A 21,740-nucleotide genomic window follows, 5' to 3' on the forward strand; every position below is an offset into this window, starting at 1 on the left:
CATGCCGTCAGCTCACTCATACCTGGAGCCAGAACGTGACGGGGCCATCATTTACCAGCGAGACCTGCATATCTGCAGCGAAACGTCCGGTCTGTGTATGCATCTCTTGCTCACGGCAACGGTCAACAAAGTATTCATATAACGCTTCTGCCCGATCCGGCGCCGCCCCTTTAGAGAAGCCCGGACGCATGCCGCGCTCGGTATCGGCAGCCAGCGTAAACTGCGATACGACCAGCACGCTGCCACCCGCCTGCTGGACGTTGAGGTTCATTTTGCCTTCTGCATCGCTGAAGATGCGATAACCCAACACGCGCTCGCATAAGCGGTTGGCTTTCTGCTCGTCGTCATCCCTTTCGACACCTAACAAGACTAAAAGTCCCGGGCCAATTTCACCCGTCACCTCTCCCTCCACGGTGACGCTGGCACGGGTTACGCGCTGGATTAATGCAATCATGGTTGGTCTGCTTCTCGTCGTTTTTCGGCTTCGGCCGCTTTTTTTAGCTCGCGATATACCCCGAGAGTGACAGTAATTTCAGCGCCAAGCAAGACGATGCACCACGTCCAGTAAACCCAGAGGAACAAAATGGGGATCACCGCCAGTACGCCATAAATCAGCTGATAGGAGGGGAACATGGTGATGTAGAGCGCAAAGCCTTTCTTACCCAACTCGAAAAGCAGAGCGGCCACCAGCGCGCCCAGCATCGCATCGCGGTTAGGCACCCGCATGGTAGGCACAATGCTGTAGAGCAACCAGAAAGCGAGCCAGGACAAGAGCAACGGGAAGATGCGCAGCACGTCGTCAATCACGCTGTCGAGTTCGCTGGCCCAGCGTAACGAGAGCAGATATGAGCTGATCGCCAGGCTGGCACCGGCCAGCAACGGCCCCAGCGTCAGGATCATCCAGTAGACTGCAAACGAGTAAACCTTAGGACGCGCCCGGGTGCTGCGCCAGATGGTATTGAGCGCGCTATCGATGGCATACATCAGCAGCAGCGCGGTGACAATAAGCCCGCACGCCCCCACCGCCGTCATCTTGCTGGAGTTCGCGACAAACTGCTCAATGTAATTCTGAATGACATCCCCGGTGGCAGGCATGAAGTTCGCAAAAACAAAATGGCGGAGCTGCAGGCTGACATCCGAAAACATCGGAAAAGCGGCAAAAAGGGCAAAAATAACGGCCACCAGCGGCACCAGAGACAACAACGACACGTAGGCAAGGTTGCCTGCCAGAGTGGTCATGTTGTCCTCATCGATGCGATGCCAGAGGAGTTTTAGCCACGCACGAAACGGTCGGGTGTGGTGGCTGGCTTTTTGATGAACGATTTTTAGCATAACTGCTTCGCAAAATAGTCAGGTATTGTCTGTTTTCCGGTCACCAGAATTGACGTGATACCCAACTGGTTAGCTCCCTCTATATTATCGACGTTATCGTCAAAAAAGATGGCGTCGGCGGCAGAGAATCCTTCGGCCTGCAAAACGGCCTGGTAGATCCGCGCTTCCGGTTTGCGCATCCCCATCTCCTGGGACAGGTAGATTTTGTCTGCCGCCGCTTTCACTTCGGGATATTCATCCGGCCAGAAAGTGGTATGCAGACGGTTGGTATTGGACAGCACCACTACCCGATGCCCTTGCTCACGCAGCTTGTGCATGATGGCAATCACCTCGGGACGAATACCGACAAAGATCGCCTGCCAGCCGTGGGAAAACTGTTCGTAACTGAGGGCAAGTTCCATCTCCTGGCAGAGCTTTTCGGCAAATTCTTCATCCGAAATCTCACCGCGCTCATGCTGATGGAAGGTATCGCCCATCGTAAAACTCTGCTTAAGCGTTGCCAGCGGAACGCGGCTGAAATCACTCCATGACCCCAGCACACGATTAAAGTCGATATCGACGATTACGTTTCCTAAATCAAAGATATAGAGCATCTGCTTCTCCTTTTCGCCGTGAAAATTAACTTTAGCGGGAAAGAAGATGTTTGGCTATGCGCCAGCGCCAGCTTACAGAAAGGAAGGAACGGCCCGCAGGGTACCTGCCAGGCCGTGAGAGCAAAAACCGCGAAGCGGTCTGTTATTCGTCGCCCGGATTGACTTCAACAACCTCAACCTTGCCGGATTTCAGATGACCTTGCAGGGCAGAGCCGGGGAGTTTATCGGTGAAGAGCGCCGTAGCCTGCGCCACGTTACCGACTTCGATCGCGGCGGAAGCGTGGTATTTCGTATGATCGGCCGCCAGTAAAATGTGCCGGGAGTGCGCCATCATGGTCTTCGCCACGCTGGCTTCGTTAACATCAAATTCCATCAGCGCACCGTCGGATTCAATCGCCCCGACGCTGGTCACCAGGTAATCAGCACGGAAACCCGACACAAACGCCGTGGCCGCCGGCCCGATGATGCCGCCGTTGTGCGGACGCAGCGTACCGCCGGGGACCATCACCTCAAAGCGCGGGTTTTTGTAGAGAATATGCGCCACCCGCAGGCTGTTGGTGATAATACGCAGATGATTATGGTTAAGCAGGGCACGGGCCACATGCTCCACGGTCGTACCAATGGTGATAAACAGGGTTGAGCCATCAGGAATATAGTCCGCAATGGCCTCGGCAATCGCTCGCTTCTCTTCGGTCAGAGAGACTTCGCGCTGCTCAAAAGCCGTGTTGACCACGCTGGATGCCCTGCCCGCACCACCATGATGACGTGTTATCAGCCCCTGGTCGCTCAGTTTGCGGATATCCCGACGCACCGTTTGCGTGGAGACATCCAGCAGGTTCGCCAGTTCATCAATGTTCATATAACCACGATCGGCAATTAGCGTTAGCAGCTGATCGTGGCGCGGGTTGCCGGTCAGTTCGGTAAGGCTCATGGGCTGTCCTCTGAAAACCATCACGCCCCGCATTTTATACAAAAAGTGACAAAAAAGAGCGGGTTTGATCACAGTCAGGTATACCTGCGCGCCCGCCCGGTTTGGTGCATTTCAATGCCGCGACGGCACTGGCATAACGAACTGCCTCTGATGACGGCATCTGTTGCGCCAGACTGAGCGCCAGCGCGCCATGAAAAACATCCCCCGCGCCTGTTGTATCAACCACTTCAACGGCATACCCCGGCTGATGGCAAAGTTCGCCCTTTTCCAGCCAGTAACACCCCTCACGGCCCTGCGTGACATACACGTGTCCATTTGTGAGCGTTTGTGCTTTTTTTAAGGCATCGAGTGGATTATCTATGCGCGTTAAACGTTTCAGACCCGGCGCGGAAAAGGCCGCATGGTCGCTCAGCGCAACGAGTTCAGCGATATCCTGCGGAGTGACATCCGCATCAAGCACCGTAGGCACGCCCTGCTGACGGGCAAGGGTAAAGGCTTGCTTTGCGCCCTCATGCCAGCGTACATCGGCCAAGACACTGTCCCACTGCGAAAAATCGATCTCCTTTAGCCAGTCTGCGGTCGCAGGAAGATCGGCGCTGGGATAGTTAGCAATAACACGCTCACCGCTCGCATCCACCAGCACGGCCGACTGTGAAGAGCGGGCACCTTTAACAACGCGGGTGTACCGCGTATTTACCCCCAGGGACTCCAGCTCCGCGAGTAATCTTCTGCCGGTGTCGTCATCCCCCACCCGGCCAATAAAATCCACTTCTGCCCCCAGTTTTGCCGCCGCCACCGCCGCAGTTGCCGCCGGGCCACCACCCACTTCCGTATAGTCTTTTGCGACATATTTCCCACCTTCTTTCGGTAAATCATCGAGATACCAGATGCGATCCAGCACGGTAATGCCAACACAAACAATGCGAGTCATGGTGATTCCTTCTGCGTTTCTGATGCTCTCATTTTAATTTCACAAAATGTTTAAAAAGTGACCCGTGTCAATTTTTTGACTATAAATTACAAATACGATCAAAAACAGACAACATAAACGCTCAATAATTGACACGATGTGACAGGAGAGAAGCATGTCAGCAATTGCCTTTATCGGTTTAGGACAGATGGGCGCGCCCATGGCGAAGAATCTTTTACAGCAGGGCCACCAGCTTAGCGTCTTTGATGTAAACCCCCAGGCGATTCAGGCTCTGGTAGAGAGCGGCGCACAAGCAGCGGCAACCCCTGCACAGGCGGCAACCGATGCTGAATTTGTCATCACCATGCTGCCAAACGGCGACCTGGTGCGCACCGTTTTGTTTGGTGAGCACGGCGTTTGCGGCGGGCTGTCCCGCGACGCGCTGGTGATTGATATGTCCACCATTCATCCGCTGCAGACCGACGCGCTGATCCGCGACATGGCTAAACAGGGTTTCAGCCTGATGGATGTGCCTGTCGGGCGCACGTCGGATCATGCTATCGCCGGAACGTTGCTCCTGCTGGCGGGCGGCACGGCCGAACAGGTTGAACGCGCCACGCCGGTGTTGATGGCGATGGGCAATGAACTGATTAACGCAGGCGGGCCTGGGATGGGCATTCGCGTGAAGCTTATCAATAACTACATGAGCATCGCCCTGAACGCGCTTTCTGCTGAGGCAGCGGTACTGTGCGAAGCGCTCGGCCTCTCCTTTGATGTGGCCCTGAAAGTCATGAGCGGCACCCCTGCGGGGAAAGGGCACTTCACCACCTCGTGGCCAAACAAGGTGCTGAAAGGGGATCTTTCACCCGCCTTTATGATCGACCTTGCACATAAAGATCTGGGGATCGCCCTGGACGTAGCCAACCAACTGCACGTCCCGATGCCGCTGGGTGCCGCCTCCCGCGAAGTCTACAACCAGGCACGCGCCGCCGGACGCGGACGTGAAGACTGGACGGCCATTCTTGAACAGGTTCGCGCATCCGCCGGACTGAATAATCACACTGATAAGTAAGGACTGAGGAATGACGATGTACACCCTGAAAGATATCACCCGACCTTCCGGCGGTTTTGCCATGCTGGCCGTGGATCAGCGCGAAGCGATGCGTCTGATGTTTGCCGCAGCGGGTGCGCCTGTGCCAGTCACCGATCAGCATCTGACTGACTTTAAGGTCAATGCGGCGAAAATTCTGTCGCCGTACGCCTCCGCTATTCTTGTCGACCAGCAGTTCTGCTATCGCCAGATCGTGGAACAACAGGCGGTTGCCAACAGTTGCGCGATGATTGTGGCGGCTGACGAGTTTATTCCGGGGAATGGCATTCCGGTCGACAGCGTGGTGATTGATAAAAATATTGATGCGCAGGCGGTCAGGCGCGATGGCGGTAAGGCGCTGAAGCTGCTGGTGCTGTGGCGTAGCGACGAAGATCCGCAGCAACGTCTGGAGATGGTGTCGGCGTTTAATAAGCTGTGCCATGACAACGGGCTACTTAGCATTATTGAGCCGGTGGTTCGTCCGCCGCGTCGCAGCGCTGTGTTTAACCGCGAACAGGCCATTATCGATGCGGCAAAAGAGCTGGGCGACAGCGGCGCCGATCTCTACAAAGTCGAGATGCCGTTGTTCGGTAAAGGCACGCAGCAGGAACTGTTAGCCGCCTCGCAGAAACTGAATGAACAGATCAACATGCCGTGGGTGATCCTCTCTTCCGGCGTGGATGACAAGCTCTTCCCGCGCGCAGTGCAGGTTGCCATGCAGGCGGGGGCTTCAGGCTTTTTAGCCGGTCGCGCCGTGTGGTCGTCCGTGGTGGGGCTGCCGGATACTGAAATGATGCTGCGTGACGTCTCTGTACCGAAACTGCAGCGTCTGGGCGAAATCGTCGACGAAATGATGGCTCGCCGTTAAGAAAGGATACGAACATGAAATGGTTTAACACCCTGAGCCATAACCGCTGGCTCGAACAAGAGACCGACCGCATTCTCGATTTCGGCAAAAACGCCGCCGTACCCACTGGCTTTGGCTGGCTGGGCAATAACGGCCAGATCCGCAGCGACATGGGCACCCATCTGTGGATCACCGCCCGTATGCTGCACGTTTACGCGGTGGCCGCGAACATGGGACGTCCCGGTGCTTACACCCTGGTTGAGCATGGCATTAACGCCCTCAACGGCCCGCTGCGCGACAAACAGCACGGCGGCTGGTACGCCTGCGTCAACGACGAGGGCGTGATCGACGCCTCCAAGCAGGGCTATCAGCATTTCTTCGTGCTGCTGGGCGCGGCGAGCGCCGTCACCACGGGTCATCCACAGGCGCGCAAGCTGCTGGACGAGGCGATTGAGGTGATCGAGCGCTATTTCTGGAGCGAGGACGAACAAATGTGCCTCGAATCCTGGGACGAGGCATTCAGCAAAACCGAAGATTACCGCGGCGGCAATGCCAACATGCACGCCGTGGAAGCCTTCCTGATCGTTTACGACGTGACGCACGACCGCAAGTGGCTTGACCGCGCCCTGCGCATCGCCTCGGTGATTATTCACGACGTGGCGCGCAAAGGGGAGTATCGCGTTAACGAGCACTTCGACACGAACTGGAATCCAATCCGCGATTACAACATCGACAATCCAGCCCACCGTTTCCGCGCCTACGGCGGCACGCCGGGGCACTGGATCGAGTGGGGACGCCTGATGTTACACCTGCGCGCCGCCCTGGAAGCTCGCTTTGAAACGCCGCCAGAGTGGCTGCTGGAAGATGCGAAAGGGCTGTTCCACGCCACTATACGCGACGCCTGGGCACCCGACGGGGCGGATGGCTTTGTCTACTCCGTGGGCTGGGATGGCAAACCTATCGTGCGCGAACGCGTACGTTGGCCAATCGTCGAAGCGATGGGAACAGCCTATGCGCTCTATACCGTCACCGGCGAGGCGCAGTACGAAGCCTGGTATCAGACGTGGTGGGAATACTGCATTAAGTACCTGATGGATTACGAGAACGGCTCCTGGTGGCAGGAGCTGGATACCAATAACGAAGTGACCACCAAAGTCTGGGATGGAAAACAGGATATTTACCATCTGCTGCACTGCCTGGTGATCCCACGTTTGCCGCTGGCACCAGGATTAGCCCCTGCGGTCGCCGCCGGATTACTGGATAGCCAGGCCAAATAATAAAGACGGAGTTTTTATGCGTACCCTACACAATATTGACCTGAAAAATAACGAAAGTGGTTTTACCCTGCACTGGGAAAACCGACTGATTTTGTCCCACACCGCGGATGCCCCCTGCCTGTGGATCGGCGCTGGCGTTGCCGATATCGACATGTTTCGTGGCAATTTCAGTATCAAGGACAAGCTCAACGAAAAGATTGCCCTGACGGACGCGACCGTCACACAGCAAAACGCGGGCTGGGCCATTCGCTTTACCCGTGGCGACGCGGTGAGCGCGACGCTGCTGGTAGGCGTCGATGAAACAGGCCGTCTGGCGCTGAAGCTCAAAAACGATGCCCCCCACCATAACCGTATCTGGTTGCGCCTGGCGGCTCAGCCCGACGATCACATTTACGGCTGCGGAGAGCAGTTCTCGTACTTCGACCTGCGCGGCAAGCCGTTCCCGCTATGGACCAGTGAACAGGGCGTTGGGCGTAACAAACAAACCTACGTGACCTGGCAGGCCGACTGCAAAGAGAATGCAGGCGGCGATTACTACTGGACCTTCTTCCCGCAGCCCACCTTCGTGAGCACCCAGAAGTATTTCTGCCACGTGGATAACAGCTGCTATATGAACTTCGATTTCAGCGCGCCGGACTTCCACGAGCTGGCCTTCTGGGAAGATAACGCCACGCTGCGCTTCGACTGTGCCGAAACGTATGTCGATCTGCTGGAAAAACTGACCGGCCTGCTGGGTCGTCAGCCTGAGCTGCCAGACTGGGTTTACGATGGCGTGACGCTGGGTATTCAGGGCGGCACCGAGGTGTGTCAGCAGAAGCTGGATACCCTGCGCAAAGGCGGCGTGAAGGTCAACGGCATCTGGGCGCAGGACTGGTCCGGCATTCGCATGACCTCCTTCGGCAAGCGCGTGATGTGGAACTGGAAGTGGAACAGCGAGCTGTATCCGCAGCTTGATGAGCGTATTCAGCAGTGGAAGCAGGAAGGCGTGCAGTTCCTCTCCTACATCAACCCGTACGTGGCCAGCGATAAAGACCTGTGCGAAGAGGCGGCGAAGCGCGGCTATCTGACCAAAGATGCTGACGGCAAGGACTACCACGTCGAGTTCGGTGAGTTCTACGCAGGCGTTATCGACCTGACTAATCCTGAGGCCTACGACTGGTACAAAGAGGTCATTAAAAAGAACCTGATTGAACTGGGTTGTAGCGGCTGGATGGCCGACTTCGGTGAATATCTGCCGACCGATACCTTCCTGCACAACGGCGTCAGTGCGGAGATTATGCATAACGCCTGGCCTGCGCTGTGGGCGAAATGTAACTACGAGGCGCTGGAGGAGACGGGCAAGCTCGGCGAGATCCTGTTCTTCATGCGTGCGGGTTACACCGGGAGCCAGAAGCACTCGGTGATGATGTGGGCGGGAGATCAGAACGTCGACTGGAGCCTCGACGACGGTCTGGCATCAGTGGTGCCGGCTGCGCTCTCTCTGGCAATGACCGGGCATGGCCTGCACCACAGCGATATCGGCGGGTATACCACCCTGTTCGAGATGAAGCGCAGCAAAGAGCTGCTGCTGCGCTGGTGCGATTTCAGTGCTTTTACGCCGATGATGCGTACCCACGAAGGGAACCGTCCTGGCGATAACTGGCAGTTTGATGGTGATGCCGAAACCATTGCGCACTTTGCGCGCATGACCACCGTCTTTACCACTCTGAAACCCTATATCAAAGATGCCGTGGCGCAGAATGCGAAAAGCGGCCTGCCGGTAATGCGGCCGTTATTCCTGCACTACGAGGATGACGCGCACGTCTACACGCTGAAATACCAGTATCTGTTTGGCCGCGATCTGCTGGTGGCCCCTGTGCACGAAGAAGGGCGTCATGACTGGTCGCTCTATTTGCCAGAAGACAGCTGGGTAAATGCGTGGACGGGGGAAGTTTGCCATGGCGGTGATGTCACCGTTGATGCTCCACTCGGCAAGCCACCGGTCTTCTATCGCCAGCAAAGCGAATGGGCAGATCTGTTTAGCACTCTGCGTCATATCTGATAAGGCTCGCCCGCAGGGAAACCTGCGGGCAGACGGAGAACAATAATGAGTCAACATACTTCTGATCCGGCAACCCTGCGCCTGCCGTTTAAAGAAAAACTCGCCTACGGGATGGGCGATCTCGGCTCTAACATCCTGTTGGACATCGGCACGCTGTATCTGCTGAAGTTTTACACCGACGTGCTGGGCCTGCCGGGTACCTACGGCGGGATCATCTTCCTGATTGCCAAATTCTTTACTGCCTTCACCGATATGGGCACCGGGATCATGCTCGACTCCCGGCGCAAGATCGGCCCAAAAGGGAAATTCCGCCCGTTCGTGCTCTACGCGGCGTTCCCGGTGACCCTGCTGGCCATTGCCAACTTCGTCGGCACGCCGTTTGAGGTGACCGGCAAAACGGTGATGGCAACGGTGCTGTTTATGCTCTACGGCCTGTTCTTCAGCATGATGAACTGCTCTTACGGCGCAATGGTACCTGCCATTACTAAAAACCCGGACGAGCGCGCCTCACTGGCCGCCTGGCGTCAGGGCGGCGCCACGCTGGGTCTGCTGCTGTGTACCGTCGGTTTTGTACCGGTGATGAACCTGATTGAGGGCAATGACCAGCTTGGCTACATCTTTGCCGCGACCCTCTTCTCGCTGTTCGGGCTGTTCTTTATGTGGTGGTGCTACAAAGGCGTGACCGAGCGTTACGTTGAGATGCAGCCCGCCAGTGCGACACATAAACCCGGGCTGCTGCAGTCGTTTCGCGCCATTGCCGGTAACCGCCCGCTGTTTATTCTGTGCATCGCCAACCTGTGTACGCTGGGTGCCTTTAACGTCAAACTCGCCATTCAGGTTTACTACACGCAGTACGTGCTGAACGACCCTATTCTGCTGTCGTATATGGGCTTCTTCAGCATGGGCTGTATTTTTATCGGCGTCTTTATGATGCCCGGTGCAGTGCGGCGGTTTGGTAAGAAAAAGGTCTATATCAGCGGGCTGATGATTTGGGTGGCAGGCGACCTGCTCAACTACTTCTTCGGCGGCGGGTCGGTGAGCTTTGTGGCGTTCTCCTGCCTGGCGTTCTTTGGTTCCGCCTTTGTAAATAGCCTGAACTGGGCGCTGGTGTCCGACACCGTGGAGTATGGCGAGTGGCGCACCGGGGTGCGATCCGAAGGAACGGTCTATACCGGATTTACCTTCTTCCGCAAGGTGTCGCAGGCGCTGGCGGGCTTCTTCCCGGGGATCATGCTCACGCAAATCGGCTACGTACCCAACGTGGTGCAATCCAGTAGCACGGTTGAGGGACTGCGGCAGTTGATCTTTATCTACCCAAGCCTGCTGGCGGTCATCACCATCGTGGCGATGGGCTGCTTCTACAACCTCAACGAGAAAATGTATGTGCGCATTGTAGAAGAGATTGAACTGCGCAAACGTACCGCATGAATGACCTGATCGAGCGCCCTGCGGGGCGCCCTGCGGGGCGCTATGAGGATCGACCATGACACACAATATTGATCCCTTAACGCTGAAGTTGAGCCTGCGCGAGAAGTGCGCCTATGGGATGGGCGATTTTGGCTCTAATTTGATGCTCTGTATCGGCACGCTGTATCTGCTGAAGTTTTACACTGACGAGCTGGGCATGCCCGCGTTCTATGGCGGCATTATCTTCCTGGTAGCGAAGTTCTTCACCGCCTTTACCGACATGCTCACCGGCGTGCTGCTGGACTCCCGGCGTAACATCGGTGCCAGAGGGAAATTCAGGCCGTTTATTCTTTATGCTTCCGTTCCGGTGGCACTGGTCGCCACGGCCCAGTTTATGGCGAATGATTTTAGCCTGACGGTGAAAACAGCCATCGCCACGGTGCTGTTTATGATGTTCGGCCTGTGCTATAGCCTGATGAACTGCTCTTACGGCGCGATGGTGCCAGCGATCACCAAAAACCCGAATGAGCGCGCACAGCTTGCGGCCTGGCGTCAGGGCGGCGCAACGGTGGGTCTGTTGCTCTGCACTGTCGGCTTTATGCCCATTCAGGCGCTGTTCGTTAGCCAGCCGTCACTCGGCTATCTGGTTGCCGCACTGGTGTTTGTCACCGGGGGGCTGGTCTGTATGTGGTGGTGCTACAGCGGGGTGAAAGAGCGCTACGTGGAGATCACGCCCGATCATCATAAGCCGGGTATCCTGAAATCCTTCTGCGCCATCTTCCGCAATCCACCGCTGCTGGTGTTGTGCATCGCCAACCTCTGTACCCTCGCGGCGTTTAACATCAAGCTGGCCATTCAGGTTTACTACACCCAGTACGTGCTGAACGATCTCCATCTGCTGTCGTGGATGGGCTTTTTCAGTATGGGCTGCATTCTGGTGGGCGTGTTTCTGGTACCGGGCGCGGTTAAGCGTTTCGGCAAGAAGCCGGTCTATCTGGGCGGGCTGGCGCTATGGGCGGTGGGCGACGTGCTGAACTTCTTCTGGGGGACCAGCTCCCTGCTTTTCGTGCTGTTTTCCTGCATGGCCTTTTTTGGTACCGCATTTGTGAATAGCCTCAACTGGGCGCTGGTGCCGGATACCGTCGATTATGGCGAGTGGAAAACCGGCATCCGCGCCGAGGGGTCGGTTTATACCGGTTACACCTTCTCACGCAAAATCTCCGCGGCCCTCGCCGGATTCCTGCCGGGTATTATGTTGACCCAGATTGGTTATATTCCGCATGCCGTGCAAAGCGCGGGCACCCTGCTGGGGCTGCGTCAGCTTATTTTTCTCTGGCCGTGCGGCCTGGCGATTATCGCCGCCATCACTATGGGACTGTTTTATAAACTCAACGAAGCGCGCTTCGCTTTTATTATCGAGGAGATAGGGAAACGGAAAAAAGAATTAGCGGATACGCCTGAGATAATCGCCAACAATAAAGCGTCAGCAGTCACTTTATAACAATAAATCCGGCCATTGTTTCCTTCCTGTTAATCAGGAGGGAGGCCTTTCTGTACCTGATACATGGACAAATTATGAAAAGAATCATCACTGTACTGATCGTGTCGTCTGTGTCCTGCCCGGTATTTGCCGGTGCCTACGTCGAAACCCGCGAAGCCTACAATACGGCCTCGGAGATGCACGAGGTGATCCTGCGTGCGGGCTATAACTTCGATATGGGCGCGGGACTGATGTTCACCAATGCTTATAACCTGGGAAAATGGGATGAGCTGAAGCACAGCTATAACGAAATAGAAGGATGGTATCCACTCTTTAAACCCACCGACAAACTTACTTTCCAACCCGGCGGATTGATTAACGACAGCAGCGCGGGTTCGGGCGGTGCCGTCTATCTGGACACCAACTATAAATTCGTTGACTGGTTCAACCTGACGTTCCGCTATCGCTACAACCACAACAATTACGATACGCCGGACTATAACGGGCAGATGGATAAGAACGATACGCACGAGCTGGCGAATTACTGGAATTTCAAAGTGACGGAGGCGTTTTTCTATACCTTTGAGCCGCACTTTTTTCAGCGGGTGAATGATTACCGCAGCAAAAATGGCAAAGATCACCACTGGGAAATTACCAATAAATTCAGCTATAAGATCGACAAAAACTGGCTGCCGTACCTTGAACTCCAGTGGCTGGACAGATGGAATGATTACAACCGCGAGCAGTACCGGGTTCGGTTAGGATTGCGCTATTCGTTCTAATAAAAAAGCCGCTGAGGGATCAGCGGCTTTTTAGTTACCGGGCGGCGCTCGCGCTTGCCCGGCCTACGGCATCACCGAATTAGTCTTCTTTCGGGCCGCGCATTGCGCGTTTACGATCGTTCTCGGTCAGGTGACGTTTACGGATACGGATAGAAGTTGGGGTGACTTCTACCAGTTCGTCGTCATCGATGAATTCCAGAGCCTGCTCCAGAGTCATCTTAACCGGTGGAACCAGAACCGTTGCTTCGTCAGTACCGGAAGCACGCATGTTGGTCAGTTTCTTACCGGTCAGGCAGTTTACAGTCAGGTCGTTAGAACGGCTGTGAATACCGATGATCTGGCCTTCGTAAACTTCTGCACCGTGACCCAGGAACAGCTTACCGCGGTCCTGCAGGCTGAACAGGGCGAACGCAACTGCTTTACCCTGACCGTTGGAGATCAGAACGCCGTTGTTACGCTGGCCAACATCGCCTGGACGCACGTCGTCGTAGTGGCTGAAGGTGGAGTACAGCAGACCCGTACCGGAGGTCATGGTCATGAACTCTGAACGGAAGCCGATCAGACCACGGCTTGGGATCACGTAGTCGAGACGTACGCGGCCTTTGCCATCTGGATTCATGTTTTTCAGGTCGCCTTTACGCTCACCCAGTGCCTGCATCACAGAACCCTGGTGCTGCTCTTCGACGTCCAGCGTTACGTTTTCGAATGGCTCTTGTTTACGGCCATCGATTTCGCGGAAGATAACTTTCGGACGGGAAACCGCCATCTCGAAACCTTCACGACGCATGTTTTCGATCAGAACTGACAGGTGCAGCTCACCACGACCGGAAACACGGAATGCATCAGCGTCTGGCGTTTCTTCAACACGCAGCGCAACGTTGTGCACCAGCTCTTTGTTCAGGCGGTCAAGGATCTGACGAGAGGTAACGAACTTACCTTCTTTACCACAGAACGGAGAGGTGTTGACGTTGAAGAACATAGATACAGTTGGTTCATCAACAGACAGGGCTGGCAGCGCTTCTACCGCTTGCGTGTCGCAAATGGTGTCAGAGATGTTCAGCTCGCCCAGACCGGTGATCGCGATGATGTCGCCAGCTTCAGCGATGTCGCTCTCGATACGCTCCAGACCCAGGTGAGTCAGTACTTTACCGACTTTACCGTTACGGGTTTTGCCTTCGCTATCGATGATAGTAACTTGCTGGTTAGGCTTAACTTTACCGCGCTTGATACGACCAATGCCGATTACACCAACGTAGTTGTTGTAGTCGAGCTGAGAGATCTGCATCTGCAGGGTGCCGTCAATATCAACGTTTGGCGCAGGAACACGGTCAACAATCGCCTGGTACAGCGGGGTCATGTCTTCAGCCATGTCTTCGTGGTCCAGACCTGCGATACCGTTCAGCGCAGACGCGTAAACGATAGGGAAGTCCAGCTGCTCGTCAGTGGCGTCGAGGTTTACGAACAGGTCGAAGACCTGATCCACAACCCAGTCAGGACGCGCGCCAGGGCGGTCAACTTTGTTGATAACCACGATTGGCTTCAGACCATGGGCAAATGCCTTCTTGGTTACGAAGCGCGTCTGCGGCATTGGGCCATCCATTGCGTCAACGACCAGCAGCACGGAATCGACCATGGACATTACACGTTCAACTTCACCACCGAAGTCGGCGTGCCCCGGGGTATCAACGATGTTGATACGGTAGTCATTCCATTTGATAGCGGTGTTTTTAGCGAGGATGGTAATCCCACGCTCTTTCTCCAAATCGTTGGAGTCCATCACGCGTTCTTGAGTTTCGGCACGAGAGTCGAACGTACCAGATTGCTGCAGCAGCTTATCAACCAGGGTAGTTTTACCATGGTCAACGTGCGCGATGATGGCGATATTACGCAGATTTTCGATCACAACTTTGCCTCAGGCATTTAGAAATAGCGCGTTATTGTACACGGATTAATCGCACTACAAAACAGGATCACAAACATCCCCCGCAAACAAGTATCGCAGAGATGCTTTGTGATCGCTTTCACGGAGCGGTAAAAGGGCACTTTAACGTAAATTGCACCAATATGGTGCTCAATGTTCACATTGAAGCACTATACTGGTGCAACAAAACCATCATGGTGCAGCCCTTTTGCACTATGGTGCGCATGATAACGCCTTTTTGGGGTGTTTTAAAAGTTGGCACAGATTTCGCTTTATAAAAAATACGGCAACCCGAGGCAACATTGCCTGCCTTATACAGAATTTGAAGACCTCGTTACCACGACGACAATGACCAATCTGGAGAGTTAAGTATGTCCGCTGAACACGTTTTGACGATGCTGAACGAACATGAAGTGAAGTTTGTTGATCTGCGCTTCACCGATACTAAAGGCAAAGAACAGCACGTCACTATTCCTGCTCATCAGGTGAATGCCGAATTCTTTGAAGAAGGCAAAATGTTTGACGGCTCCTCGATTGGTGGCTGGAAAGGTATTAACGAATCTGACATGGTTCTGATGCCTGACGCATCGACTGCGCTCATTGACCCGTTCTTCGAAGAATCTACCCTGATCATCCGTTGCGATATCCTCGAGCCAGGCACTCTGCAGGGCTACGACCGCGACCCACGCTCTATCGCTAAACGCGCTGAAGAGTACCTGCGCTCCACCGGCATCGCAGACACCGTTCTGTTCGGGCCAGAGCCAGAGTTCTTCCTGTTCGACGACATCCGTTTTGGTGCGACCACTTCCGGTTCTCACGTTGCTATCGATGATATCGAAGGCGCATGGAACTCCTCCACCAAATACGAAGGCGGCAACAAAGGTCACCGTCCTGCTGTTAAAGGCGGTTACTTCCCGGTTCCTCCGGTCGATTCTTCACAGGACATCCGTTCTACCATGTGTCTGATCATGGAAGAGATGGGCCTGGTTGTTGAAGCGCACCACCATGAAGTTGCAACTGCTGGCCAGAACGAAATCGCCACCCGTTTCAACACCATGACCAAGAAAGCGGACGAAATTCAGATCTACAAATACGTTGTTCACAACGTTGCACACCGTTTCGGTAAAACCGCGACCTTCATGCCAAAACCAATGTTTGGTGACAACGGTTCCGGTATGCACTGCCACATGTCCCTGTCCAAGAACGGTACTAACCTGTTCTCTGGCGACAAATATGCCGGTCTGTCCGAGCAGGCACTGCACTACATCGGTGGCGTCATCAAACACGCTAAAGCGATCAACGCCCTGGCGAACCCAACCACCAACTCCTACAAGCGTCTGGTCCCAGGCTACGAAGCTCCGGTCATGCTGGCGTACTCTGCCCGTAACCGTTCTGCTTCTATCCGTATTCCGGTTGTTGCTTCTCCGAAAGCACGTCGTATCGAAGTGCGCTTCCCGGACCCAGCGGCTAACCCATACCTGTGCTTCGCAGCACTGCTGATGGCGGGTCTTGACGGTATTAAGAACAAGATCCACCCGGGCGAAGCCATGGACAAAAACCTGTACGACCTGCCGCCAGAAGAAGCGAAAGAGATCCCACAGGTTGCCGGTTCTCTGGAAGAAGCACTGAACGCGCTGGATGCAGACCGTGAGTTTCTGACGGCTGGCGGCGTGTTCACTGACGAAGCGATCGATGCTTACATCGCGCTGCGTATGGAAGAGAACGACCGTGTTCGCATGACGCCACACCCGGTTGAGTTCGAACTGTACTACAGCGTTTAATCTTCAATCCCTGTCGCACGGATTTTTCCGCGCGAGATTGATAGTCGTTTTTTTTGTTGCCGTGGAAACTTTTCAGCCCATCTTCGGATGGGCTTTTTTCTCCACCAACAAGCTGATCTTACGCGCTTTTTACCGCAAAAACGCTATAATGCACTAAAATGGTGCAACCAACTCCAGGAGACTGCTGAATGGCAACTGGCACGCTGCCCGATGCTGGGCAGATCCTCAATTCTCTTATCAACAGCATTTTACTGGTCGACGACGATCTGGCGGTACATTACGCCAATCCTGCGGCCCAGCAGCTGCTTGCCCAAAGCTCACGCAAACTGTTTGGTGCGCCGCTACCCGAGCTGTTGAGTTATTTTTCCCTGAACATCGGCCTGATGCAGGAGAGCCTGCAGGCGGGACAAGGCTTTACCGATAACGAAGTCACACTGGTGATCGACGGGCGCTCGCATATTCTGTCCCTGACCGCGCAACGGCTGCCGGAAGGTCTGATCCTGCTGGAGATGGCGCCGATGGATAATCAGCGTCGCCTGAGCCAGGAGCAGCTGCAACATGCCCAGCAGATTGCGGCCCGGGACCTGGTGCGCGGCCTCGCCCATGAAATTAAAAATCCGCTCGGTGGCCTGCGCGGCGCGGCGCAACTCTTAACCAAAGCCCTGCCCGATCCGGCGCTGGCGGAATACACCAACGTCATCATTGAACAGGCCGATCGCCTGCGTAATCTGGTGGATCGCCTGTTAGGCCCGCAGCAACCCGGGATGCACGTCACCGAAAGCATTCACAAAGTGGCCGAGCGCGTCGTCAAACTGGTGTCGATGGAGTTGCCGGATAACGTCAGGCTGATTCGGGATTACGATCCCAGCCTGCCGGAACTCCCGCACGACCCCGACCAGATTGAACAGGTCTTGCTGAACATCGTGCGTAATGCTCTGCAGGCCTTAGGCCCGGAAGGCGGCCAGATTGTGCTGCGTACCCGTACGGCATTCCAGCTCACCCTGCATGGCACGCGCTACCGTCTGGCGGCCCGCATCGACGTGGAAGATAACGGCCCGGGCATTCCCTCCCATTTACAGGACACGCTGTTTTACCCGATGGTCAGCGGCCGTGAAGGCGGGACCGGGCTAGGCTTATCGATTGCCCGTAATTTGATAGATCAGCACTCCGGCAAAATTGAATTTACCAGTTGGCCGGGTCATACCGAGTTTTCGGTTTACCTGCCAATCAGGAAATAGAGGGTTAGGTTATGCAACGAGGGATAGTCTGGGTAGTTGATGACGATAGCTCCATCCGCTGGGTGCTTGAACGGGCGCTTACCGGAGCAGGATTAAGCTGCACCGCTTTTGAAAGTGGCGCCGATGTGCTTGATGCACTCACCACCAAAACCCCGGACGTGCTGCTGTCCGATATCCGTATGCCGGGGATGGATGGGCTGGCGCTGTTAAAACAGATCAAGCAGCGGCACCCGATGCTGCCGGTCATCATAATGACCGCGCACTCCGATCTGGATGCGGCCGTCAGCGCCTACCAGCAGGGCGCGTTCGATTACCTGCCAAAACCGTTCGATATTGATGAAGCGGTGGCGCTGGTTGAACGTGCCATCAGCCACTATCAGGAGCAGCAGCAGCCGCGAAATGCCCCGGTATTTGGCCCGACTACCGATATCATTGGCGAAGCACCCGCGATGCAGGATGTGTTTCGCATTATTGGCCGCCTGTCACGCTCTTCCATCAGCGTGCTGATTAACGGCGAGTCAGGCACCGGGAAAGAACTGGTCGCACATGCCCTGCATCGCCATAGCCCGCGGGCCAAAGCGCCGTTTATCGCCCTGAATATGGCCGCGATCCCCAAGGATTTGATTGAGTCCGAGCTGTTTGGTCACGAAAAAGGCGCCTTTACCGGCGCCAACACCATTCGTCAGGGCCGCTTTGAACAGGCCGACGGCGGGACGCTGTTTCTGGATGAGATTGGGGATATGCCGCTCGACGTCCAGACGCGACTGCTGCGCGTGCTGGCGGACGGTCAGTTTTACCGCGTGGGCGGCTATGCGCCGGTTAAGGTCGATGTACGTATCATTGCCGCCACCCACCAGAACCTTGAGCTGCGCGTCCAGGAGGGGAAATTCCGTGAGGACTTATTCCACCGCCTGAACGTTATTCGCGTCCACCTGCCGCCGCTGCGCGAGCGCCGGGAGGATATCCCGCGTCTGGCACGTCATTTCCTGCAGGATGCCGCCCGTGAGCTGGGGGTAGAAGCTAAACTGCTGCACCCGGAAACCGAAGCCGCGTTAACGCGTCTGGCCTGGCCGGGCAACGTGCGTCAGCTGGAAAATACCTGCCGCTGGTTAACGGTGATGGCCGCAGGCCAGGAGGTGTTGATCCAGGATTTGCCGCCTGAGCTTTTCGAAACCCACGTGCCGGAAAGCAGCACAGGTCAGAGCCTGCCCGACAGCTGGGCCACACTGCTGGCGCAATGGGCCGATCGCGCCCTGCGTTCCGGTCATCAAAATCTGCTCTCCGAGGCGCAACCCGAGATGGAACGCACGCTGCTTACCACTGCGCTGCGTCATACCCAGGGCCATAAGCAGGAGGCGGCACGCCTGCTTGGCTGGGGTCGCAATACCCTGACGCGGAAGTTAAAAGAGCTGGGAATGGAGTGATTTTTACCCGCTGTGTAAAGTGCATTAATTAAGCGCAAACTGCCGCTATTTTGCGCTTTACTGTTCCGATGAGTTAAGTATGATCTTGCCGGGAAAATGGGGGGAGCATCATGCTGGAATCAATCGTGACGGTATTGTCTGGCGGCGTCGAAGCCAGCGCAGCAGTGGGGCATACGCCACAAGCGGCCATTGCGGCAGTGCTGTGTGCGGCGCTGGTTGGGCTGTTTAGCTAGAAAAGTCGGGTGGCGCGAACGCTTAACCGGCCTACGGTTCGATTCTGTAGGCCCGGTAGGCGTTAGCGCCACCGGGCAATACCGTTAAATGACGCGCGAGAACTGCTGTAAGCGCGCTTTCTGACGCAGATAGGCGTCAAAGCACATACAGATATTACGAATCAACAGACGCCCTTTCGGCGTGACCTCAATCGCACTCTCCGTGACATCCACCAGCCCATCTTTCGCCAACGGCGCCAGCAATTTCAGGTCTTCAGCAAAGTAATCATTAAATTGCAGATCCCACTGCGCTTCGACATCACTGAAGTCGAGGCGGAAATTACAGATCAGCGCTTTAATCACGTCCCGGCGAATACAGTCGTCGCGGGTTAAGGCGATGCCGCGCCACAGGGCGTTTCCGGTTGCATCTACCTGTTGATAATAGTGCTTCAGCTCTTTCTGGTTCTGCGCGTAGCAGTCGCCAATCATGCTGATGGCCGAAACGCCCATGCCCAGCAGATCCGTATCGCCCTGGGTGGTGTAACCCTGGAAATTACGATGCAGCACACCTTCGCGCTGGGCGATCGCCAGCTCATCGTCCGGGCGGGCAAAGTGATCCATGCCGATAAACTGGTAGCCGGTCTCGGTCAGAGAGGTGATGGTTTCCTGCAGGATATCCAGCTTTTGCTGGGCAGAAGGCAGGTCCGCATCTTTGATTTTGCGTTGCGCGGCAAACAGCGTCGGCAGATGCGCATAGTTAAAGACGCTCAGGCGATCCGGGTTAAGCTCCGCCACGCGCTTCAGCGTGTAGGCAAAGCTTTCTGGTGTCTGTTTTGGCAGACCATAAATCAGGTCGATATTGGTGGACGTAAAGCCAATCTCCCGCGCGTGATTTAACAGCGCGAAGATGAACGCTTCATCCTGCTCGCGGTTGACCAGGCGCTGGACCTCTTTGTTGAAGTCCTGCACGCCCATACTCAGGCGGTTAAAGCCTTCGCCACGCAGGTGATCGAGCACATCCAGCTCGATTTCGCGCGGATCCACTTCGATGGAGATTTCCGCATCGGCATCGAAACGGAAGTTATTCCGCAGCAAATTCATCAGGCGGCTGATTTGCGCTTTATTCAGGTAGGTCGGCGTACCGCCACCCCAGTGGAGCTGGCTGACATGGCGTCCGGCAAACTGCGGCGCGCGATGGAGGATCTCCTGCTCAAGCGCGTCCAGATACTGATCTGCTTTGTGCTGCTGGCGGGTAACAATTTTATTGCAGCCGCAGAAATAGCAGAGCTTGTGGCAGAACGGGATATGAACATACAGAGAAAGCGGGCGATCGGGGTAACGCGCAACCGCCTGCTGAAAATGGCTATCACCGAAGGCGTCGGAAAATTCCAGCGCGGTTGGATACGAGGTATAACGCGGCCCGGAATAGTTATATTTTTGGATCAGGGCCAGATCCCAGTCGATGGTTGGTACAGACATGTTCACTCCTTCCGATGGTGCCGCGTTCGTTTACGGCGGCCCGTTCTGGCCCCTGTGCGGGCCATGAATCGGGTGCGCAGCCACTTTTGTCGCCGCGACAACCGCCGTAGTTTAACGAATAACCACACCAGATAACATATAACCGGAAGGGTTATAAGCAGGACGATAAAGCCTGCCGGGTGCAAATGTTAGTTTCCACCTTTCAGCAGGCGCATCATGTCTTCCTGCTTCTCTTCTTCTTCCTCTTCCTCTTCGTCGTCGTAAGAGAGACCAAGCTTCTGCATCAGTTCATCGATGCGATCCAGTTTGGCATCAACCCAGGATTGCTCTTCAGCATTCAGGGTTTCACCCTCTTCAAGACGTTCCAGCAGCGCATCCAGGCGCTCATCATTCTCCAGCAAATCCAGCTCAGCCTGCGGTGAAAGCATAGGTTTCTCGCTCTTGGGTTTGTGCTGCCTGGTGACCGGGGCATTGGTCACGCCTAATGGAACAGGTGTTTTACTGCCGATACGCGGGTCTTTCTGCTGCTTACTTTTCGCAGACGCACCCGATTCACCGCTGCCGCTTGTGCGACTGCCCGCAGCATGGCCACGATGCTTTTTATCGCGTTTGCGATCGCGCGCTTCCTGATTCAGTTCTTCGCGCGTTTTACGGCGTGCTTTTGCTGGACGTTTAGCGCCTGCAGCGGAGGTCGGTTTTTTCATGTTGTTTTGTCTTTACGTCGTTTTATTCAGTATAGAATTGCGGCGAAATCTAGCAGAAAGCAAGCAAAGAAAAAAGGCGACAGAGCAATCTGTCGCCTTTTTTCCTGACTCATAACGCGTTATGGGTCTGACAATCCCTGTTTGCTGACAACTCACCCTGTTTTTCCGTGAGCAGCTACCGTCCGTGACAGGTCCTTTTCCTTTTTCAAACGCCTCCAGGCGTACGTCTTCCTGACTGTCCTTTGTCTTCGCCTCCTGGCGCTCCTGACCCTCATCCTTAAGTCCGCTTCC

The 21,740-nt window shown here is 55.4% G+C and carries 19 protein-coding genes; 11 read left to right on the forward strand and 8 right to left on the reverse strand.

Annotated elements, in window-relative coordinates:
* Positions 1-16: 16 nt before the first annotated feature.
* The 5 genes from dtd to ACF8PE_RS08780 all read right to left on the reverse strand — a co-directional run bounded on the left by dtd (position 17) and on the right by ACF8PE_RS08780 (position 3,787).
* Positions 17-454, reverse strand: a complete 438-nt coding sequence (gene dtd / locus ACF8PE_RS08760) for a D-aminoacyl-tRNA deacylase (protein ID WP_392494778.1) — start codon at positions 452-454, stop codon at positions 17-19.
* Positions 451-1,332, reverse strand: a complete 882-nt coding sequence (locus ACF8PE_RS08765; protein ID WP_032615393.1) for a virulence factor BrkB family protein — start codon at positions 1,330-1,332, stop codon at positions 451-453. Before ACF8PE_RS08765 ends, dtd begins: the two co-directional genes overlap by 4 nt.
* A complete protein-coding gene (yihX, locus tag ACF8PE_RS08770; RefSeq protein WP_032615395.1) occupies positions 1,326-1,925 on the reverse strand; it encodes a glucose-1-phosphatase in 600 nt (199 codons plus the stop codon). The genes ACF8PE_RS08765 and yihX overlap by 7 nt, the downstream gene beginning before the upstream one ends.
* Before the next feature lie 142 nt (positions 1,926-2,067).
* On the reverse strand, positions 2,068-2,856 hold the full coding sequence (locus tag ACF8PE_RS08775) for a DeoR/GlpR family DNA-binding transcription regulator (RefSeq protein WP_059306932.1): 789 nt from the start codon (positions 2,854-2,856) through the stop codon (positions 2,068-2,070).
* A gap of 34 nt (positions 2,857-2,890) precedes the next feature.
* Complete coding sequence (locus ACF8PE_RS08780) at positions 2,891-3,787, reverse strand: sugar kinase (RefSeq protein ID WP_103793394.1); 897 nt, start codon at positions 3,785-3,787, stop codon at positions 2,891-2,893.
* A 154-nt stretch (positions 3,788-3,941) separates the two neighbouring features.
* Between ACF8PE_RS08780 and yihU the strand changes: the two genes are divergently transcribed.
* The 7 genes from yihU to ompL all read left to right on the forward strand — a co-directional run bounded on the left by yihU (position 3,942) and on the right by ompL (position 12,690).
* Positions 3,942-4,838 carry a sulfolactaldehyde 3-reductase gene (gene yihU / locus ACF8PE_RS08785; RefSeq protein ID WP_059306930.1) on the forward strand — a complete coding sequence of 299 codons (897 nt, stop codon included), beginning with the start codon at positions 3,942-3,944 and terminating at the stop codon, positions 4,836-4,838.
* Between the two features lie 10 nt (positions 4,839-4,848).
* Positions 4,849-5,724, forward strand: coding sequence for a sulfofructosephosphate aldolase (gene yihT / locus ACF8PE_RS08790; RefSeq protein ID WP_032615405.1), 876 nt, complete (start codon positions 4,849-4,851; stop codon positions 5,722-5,724).
* A 14-nt stretch (positions 5,725-5,738) separates the two neighbouring features.
* On the forward strand, positions 5,739-6,980 hold the full coding sequence (yihS, locus tag ACF8PE_RS08795; protein WP_032615407.1) for a sulfoquinovose isomerase: 1,242 nt from the start codon (positions 5,739-5,741) through the stop codon (positions 6,978-6,980).
* 16 nt (positions 6,981-6,996) lie between these two features.
* Positions 6,997-9,021 carry an alpha-glucosidase gene (locus tag ACF8PE_RS08800; RefSeq protein WP_204231588.1) on the forward strand — a complete coding sequence of 675 codons (2,025 nt, stop codon included), beginning with the start codon at positions 6,997-6,999 and terminating at the stop codon, positions 9,019-9,021.
* Between the two features lie 45 nt (positions 9,022-9,066).
* Positions 9,067-10,449, forward strand: a complete 1,383-nt coding sequence (locus ACF8PE_RS08805; protein ID WP_032615411.1) for an MFS transporter — start codon at positions 9,067-9,069, stop codon at positions 10,447-10,449.
* Between the two features lie 55 nt (positions 10,450-10,504).
* Positions 10,505-11,929 carry an MFS transporter gene (locus ACF8PE_RS08810; RefSeq protein ID WP_059306928.1) on the forward strand — a complete coding sequence of 475 codons (1,425 nt, stop codon included), beginning with the start codon at positions 10,505-10,507 and terminating at the stop codon, positions 11,927-11,929.
* 74 nt (positions 11,930-12,003) lie between these two features.
* Positions 12,004-12,690 carry a porin OmpL gene (ompL, locus tag ACF8PE_RS08815; RefSeq protein ID WP_392494779.1) on the forward strand — a complete coding sequence of 229 codons (687 nt, stop codon included), beginning with the start codon at positions 12,004-12,006 and terminating at the stop codon, positions 12,688-12,690.
* A gap of 79 nt (positions 12,691-12,769) precedes the next feature.
* Here ompL and typA read toward each other — a convergent pair whose 3' ends face one another.
* The gene (typA, locus tag ACF8PE_RS08820) at positions 12,770-14,593 is read right to left on the reverse strand and encodes a ribosome-dependent GTPase TypA (protein ID WP_032615418.1); all 1,824 of its coding nucleotides are present in this window, start codon (positions 14,591-14,593) and stop codon (positions 12,770-12,772) included.
* A gap of 389 nt (positions 14,594-14,982) precedes the next feature.
* Here typA and glnA point away from each other — a divergent pair, with 389 nt between their 5' ends.
* From glnA to ACF8PE_RS08840, 4 genes are all read left to right on the forward strand, one after another.
* A complete protein-coding gene (glnA, locus tag ACF8PE_RS08825; protein ID WP_032615419.1) occupies positions 14,983-16,392 on the forward strand; it encodes a glutamate--ammonia ligase in 1,410 nt (469 codons plus the stop codon).
* Positions 16,393-16,580: 188 nt separating this feature from the next.
* Positions 16,581-17,630, forward strand: a complete 1,050-nt coding sequence (gene glnL, locus ACF8PE_RS08830; protein ID WP_032615421.1) for a nitrogen regulation protein NR(II) — start codon at positions 16,581-16,583, stop codon at positions 17,628-17,630.
* A gap of 11 nt (positions 17,631-17,641) precedes the next feature.
* A complete protein-coding gene (gene glnG / locus ACF8PE_RS08835; protein ID WP_032615423.1) occupies positions 17,642-19,054 on the forward strand; it encodes a nitrogen regulation protein NR(I) in 1,413 nt (470 codons plus the stop codon).
* 110 nt (positions 19,055-19,164) lie between these two features.
* Positions 19,165-19,287, forward strand: coding sequence for a YshB family small membrane protein (locus ACF8PE_RS08840; RefSeq protein WP_141242341.1), 123 nt, complete (start codon positions 19,165-19,167; stop codon positions 19,285-19,287).
* Between the two features lie 84 nt (positions 19,288-19,371).
* Here the strand turns inward: ACF8PE_RS08840 and hemN are convergent, their stop codons facing one another.
* A complete protein-coding gene (gene hemN, locus ACF8PE_RS08845) occupies positions 19,372-20,745 on the reverse strand; it encodes an oxygen-independent coproporphyrinogen III oxidase (protein WP_059306926.1) in 1,374 nt (457 codons plus the stop codon).
* 188 nt (positions 20,746-20,933) lie between these two features.
* On the reverse strand, positions 20,934-21,449 hold the full coding sequence (gene yihI / locus ACF8PE_RS08850) for a Der GTPase-activating protein YihI (RefSeq protein WP_032615429.1): 516 nt from the start codon (positions 21,447-21,449) through the stop codon (positions 20,934-20,936).
* Between the last annotated feature and the right edge of the window lie 291 nt (positions 21,450-21,740).

Origin of the sequence: Leclercia sp. GLN_9 (assembly GCF_043105735.1) — a bacterium.
GTDB classification, from domain to species: domain Bacteria; phylum Pseudomonadota; class Gammaproteobacteria; order Enterobacterales; family Enterobacteriaceae; genus Enterobacter; species Enterobacter adecarboxylatus.

Coding starts and splice junctions, on each gene's coding strand:
- dtd (WP_392494778.1), bottom strand. CDS start 454: ATGATTGCATTAATCCAGCGCGTAACCCGTGCCAGCGTCACCGTGGAG.
- ACF8PE_RS08765 (WP_032615393.1), bottom strand. CDS start 1,332: ATGCTAAAAATCGTTCATCAAAAAGCCAGCCACCACACCCGACCGTTT.
- yihX (WP_032615395.1), bottom strand. CDS start 1,925: ATGCTCTATATCTTTGATTTAGGAAACGTAATCGTCGATATCGACTTT.
- ACF8PE_RS08775 (WP_059306932.1), bottom strand. CDS start 2,856: ATGAGCCTTACCGAACTGACCGGCAACCCGCGCCACGATCAGCTGCTA.
- ACF8PE_RS08780 (WP_103793394.1), bottom strand. CDS start 3,787: ATGACTCGCATTGTTTGTGTTGGCATTACCGTGCTGGATCGCATCTGG.
- yihU (WP_059306930.1), top strand. CDS start 3,942: ATGTCAGCAATTGCCTTTATCGGTTTAGGACAGATGGGCGCGCCCATG.
- yihT (WP_032615405.1), top strand. CDS start 4,849: ATGACGATGTACACCCTGAAAGATATCACCCGACCTTCCGGCGGTTTT.
- yihS (WP_032615407.1), top strand. CDS start 5,739: ATGAAATGGTTTAACACCCTGAGCCATAACCGCTGGCTCGAACAAGAG.
- ACF8PE_RS08800 (WP_204231588.1), top strand. CDS start 6,997: ATGCGTACCCTACACAATATTGACCTGAAAAATAACGAAAGTGGTTTT.
- ACF8PE_RS08805 (WP_032615411.1), top strand. CDS start 9,067: ATGAGTCAACATACTTCTGATCCGGCAACCCTGCGCCTGCCGTTTAAA.
- ACF8PE_RS08810 (WP_059306928.1), top strand. CDS start 10,505: ATGACACACAATATTGATCCCTTAACGCTGAAGTTGAGCCTGCGCGAG.
- ompL (WP_392494779.1), top strand. CDS start 12,004: ATGAAAAGAATCATCACTGTACTGATCGTGTCGTCTGTGTCCTGCCCG.
- glnA (WP_032615419.1), top strand. CDS start 14,983: ATGTCCGCTGAACACGTTTTGACGATGCTGAACGAACATGAAGTGAAG.
- glnL (WP_032615421.1), top strand. CDS start 16,581: ATGGCAACTGGCACGCTGCCCGATGCTGGGCAGATCCTCAATTCTCTT.
- glnG (WP_032615423.1), top strand. CDS start 17,642: ATGCAACGAGGGATAGTCTGGGTAGTTGATGACGATAGCTCCATCCGC.
- ACF8PE_RS08840 (WP_141242341.1), top strand. CDS start 19,165: ATGCTGGAATCAATCGTGACGGTATTGTCTGGCGGCGTCGAAGCCAGC.
- hemN (WP_059306926.1), bottom strand. CDS start 20,745: ATGTCTGTACCAACCATCGACTGGGATCTGGCCCTGATCCAAAAATAT.
- yihI (WP_032615429.1), bottom strand. CDS start 21,449: ATGAAAAAACCGACCTCCGCTGCAGGCGCTAAACGTCCAGCAAAAGCA.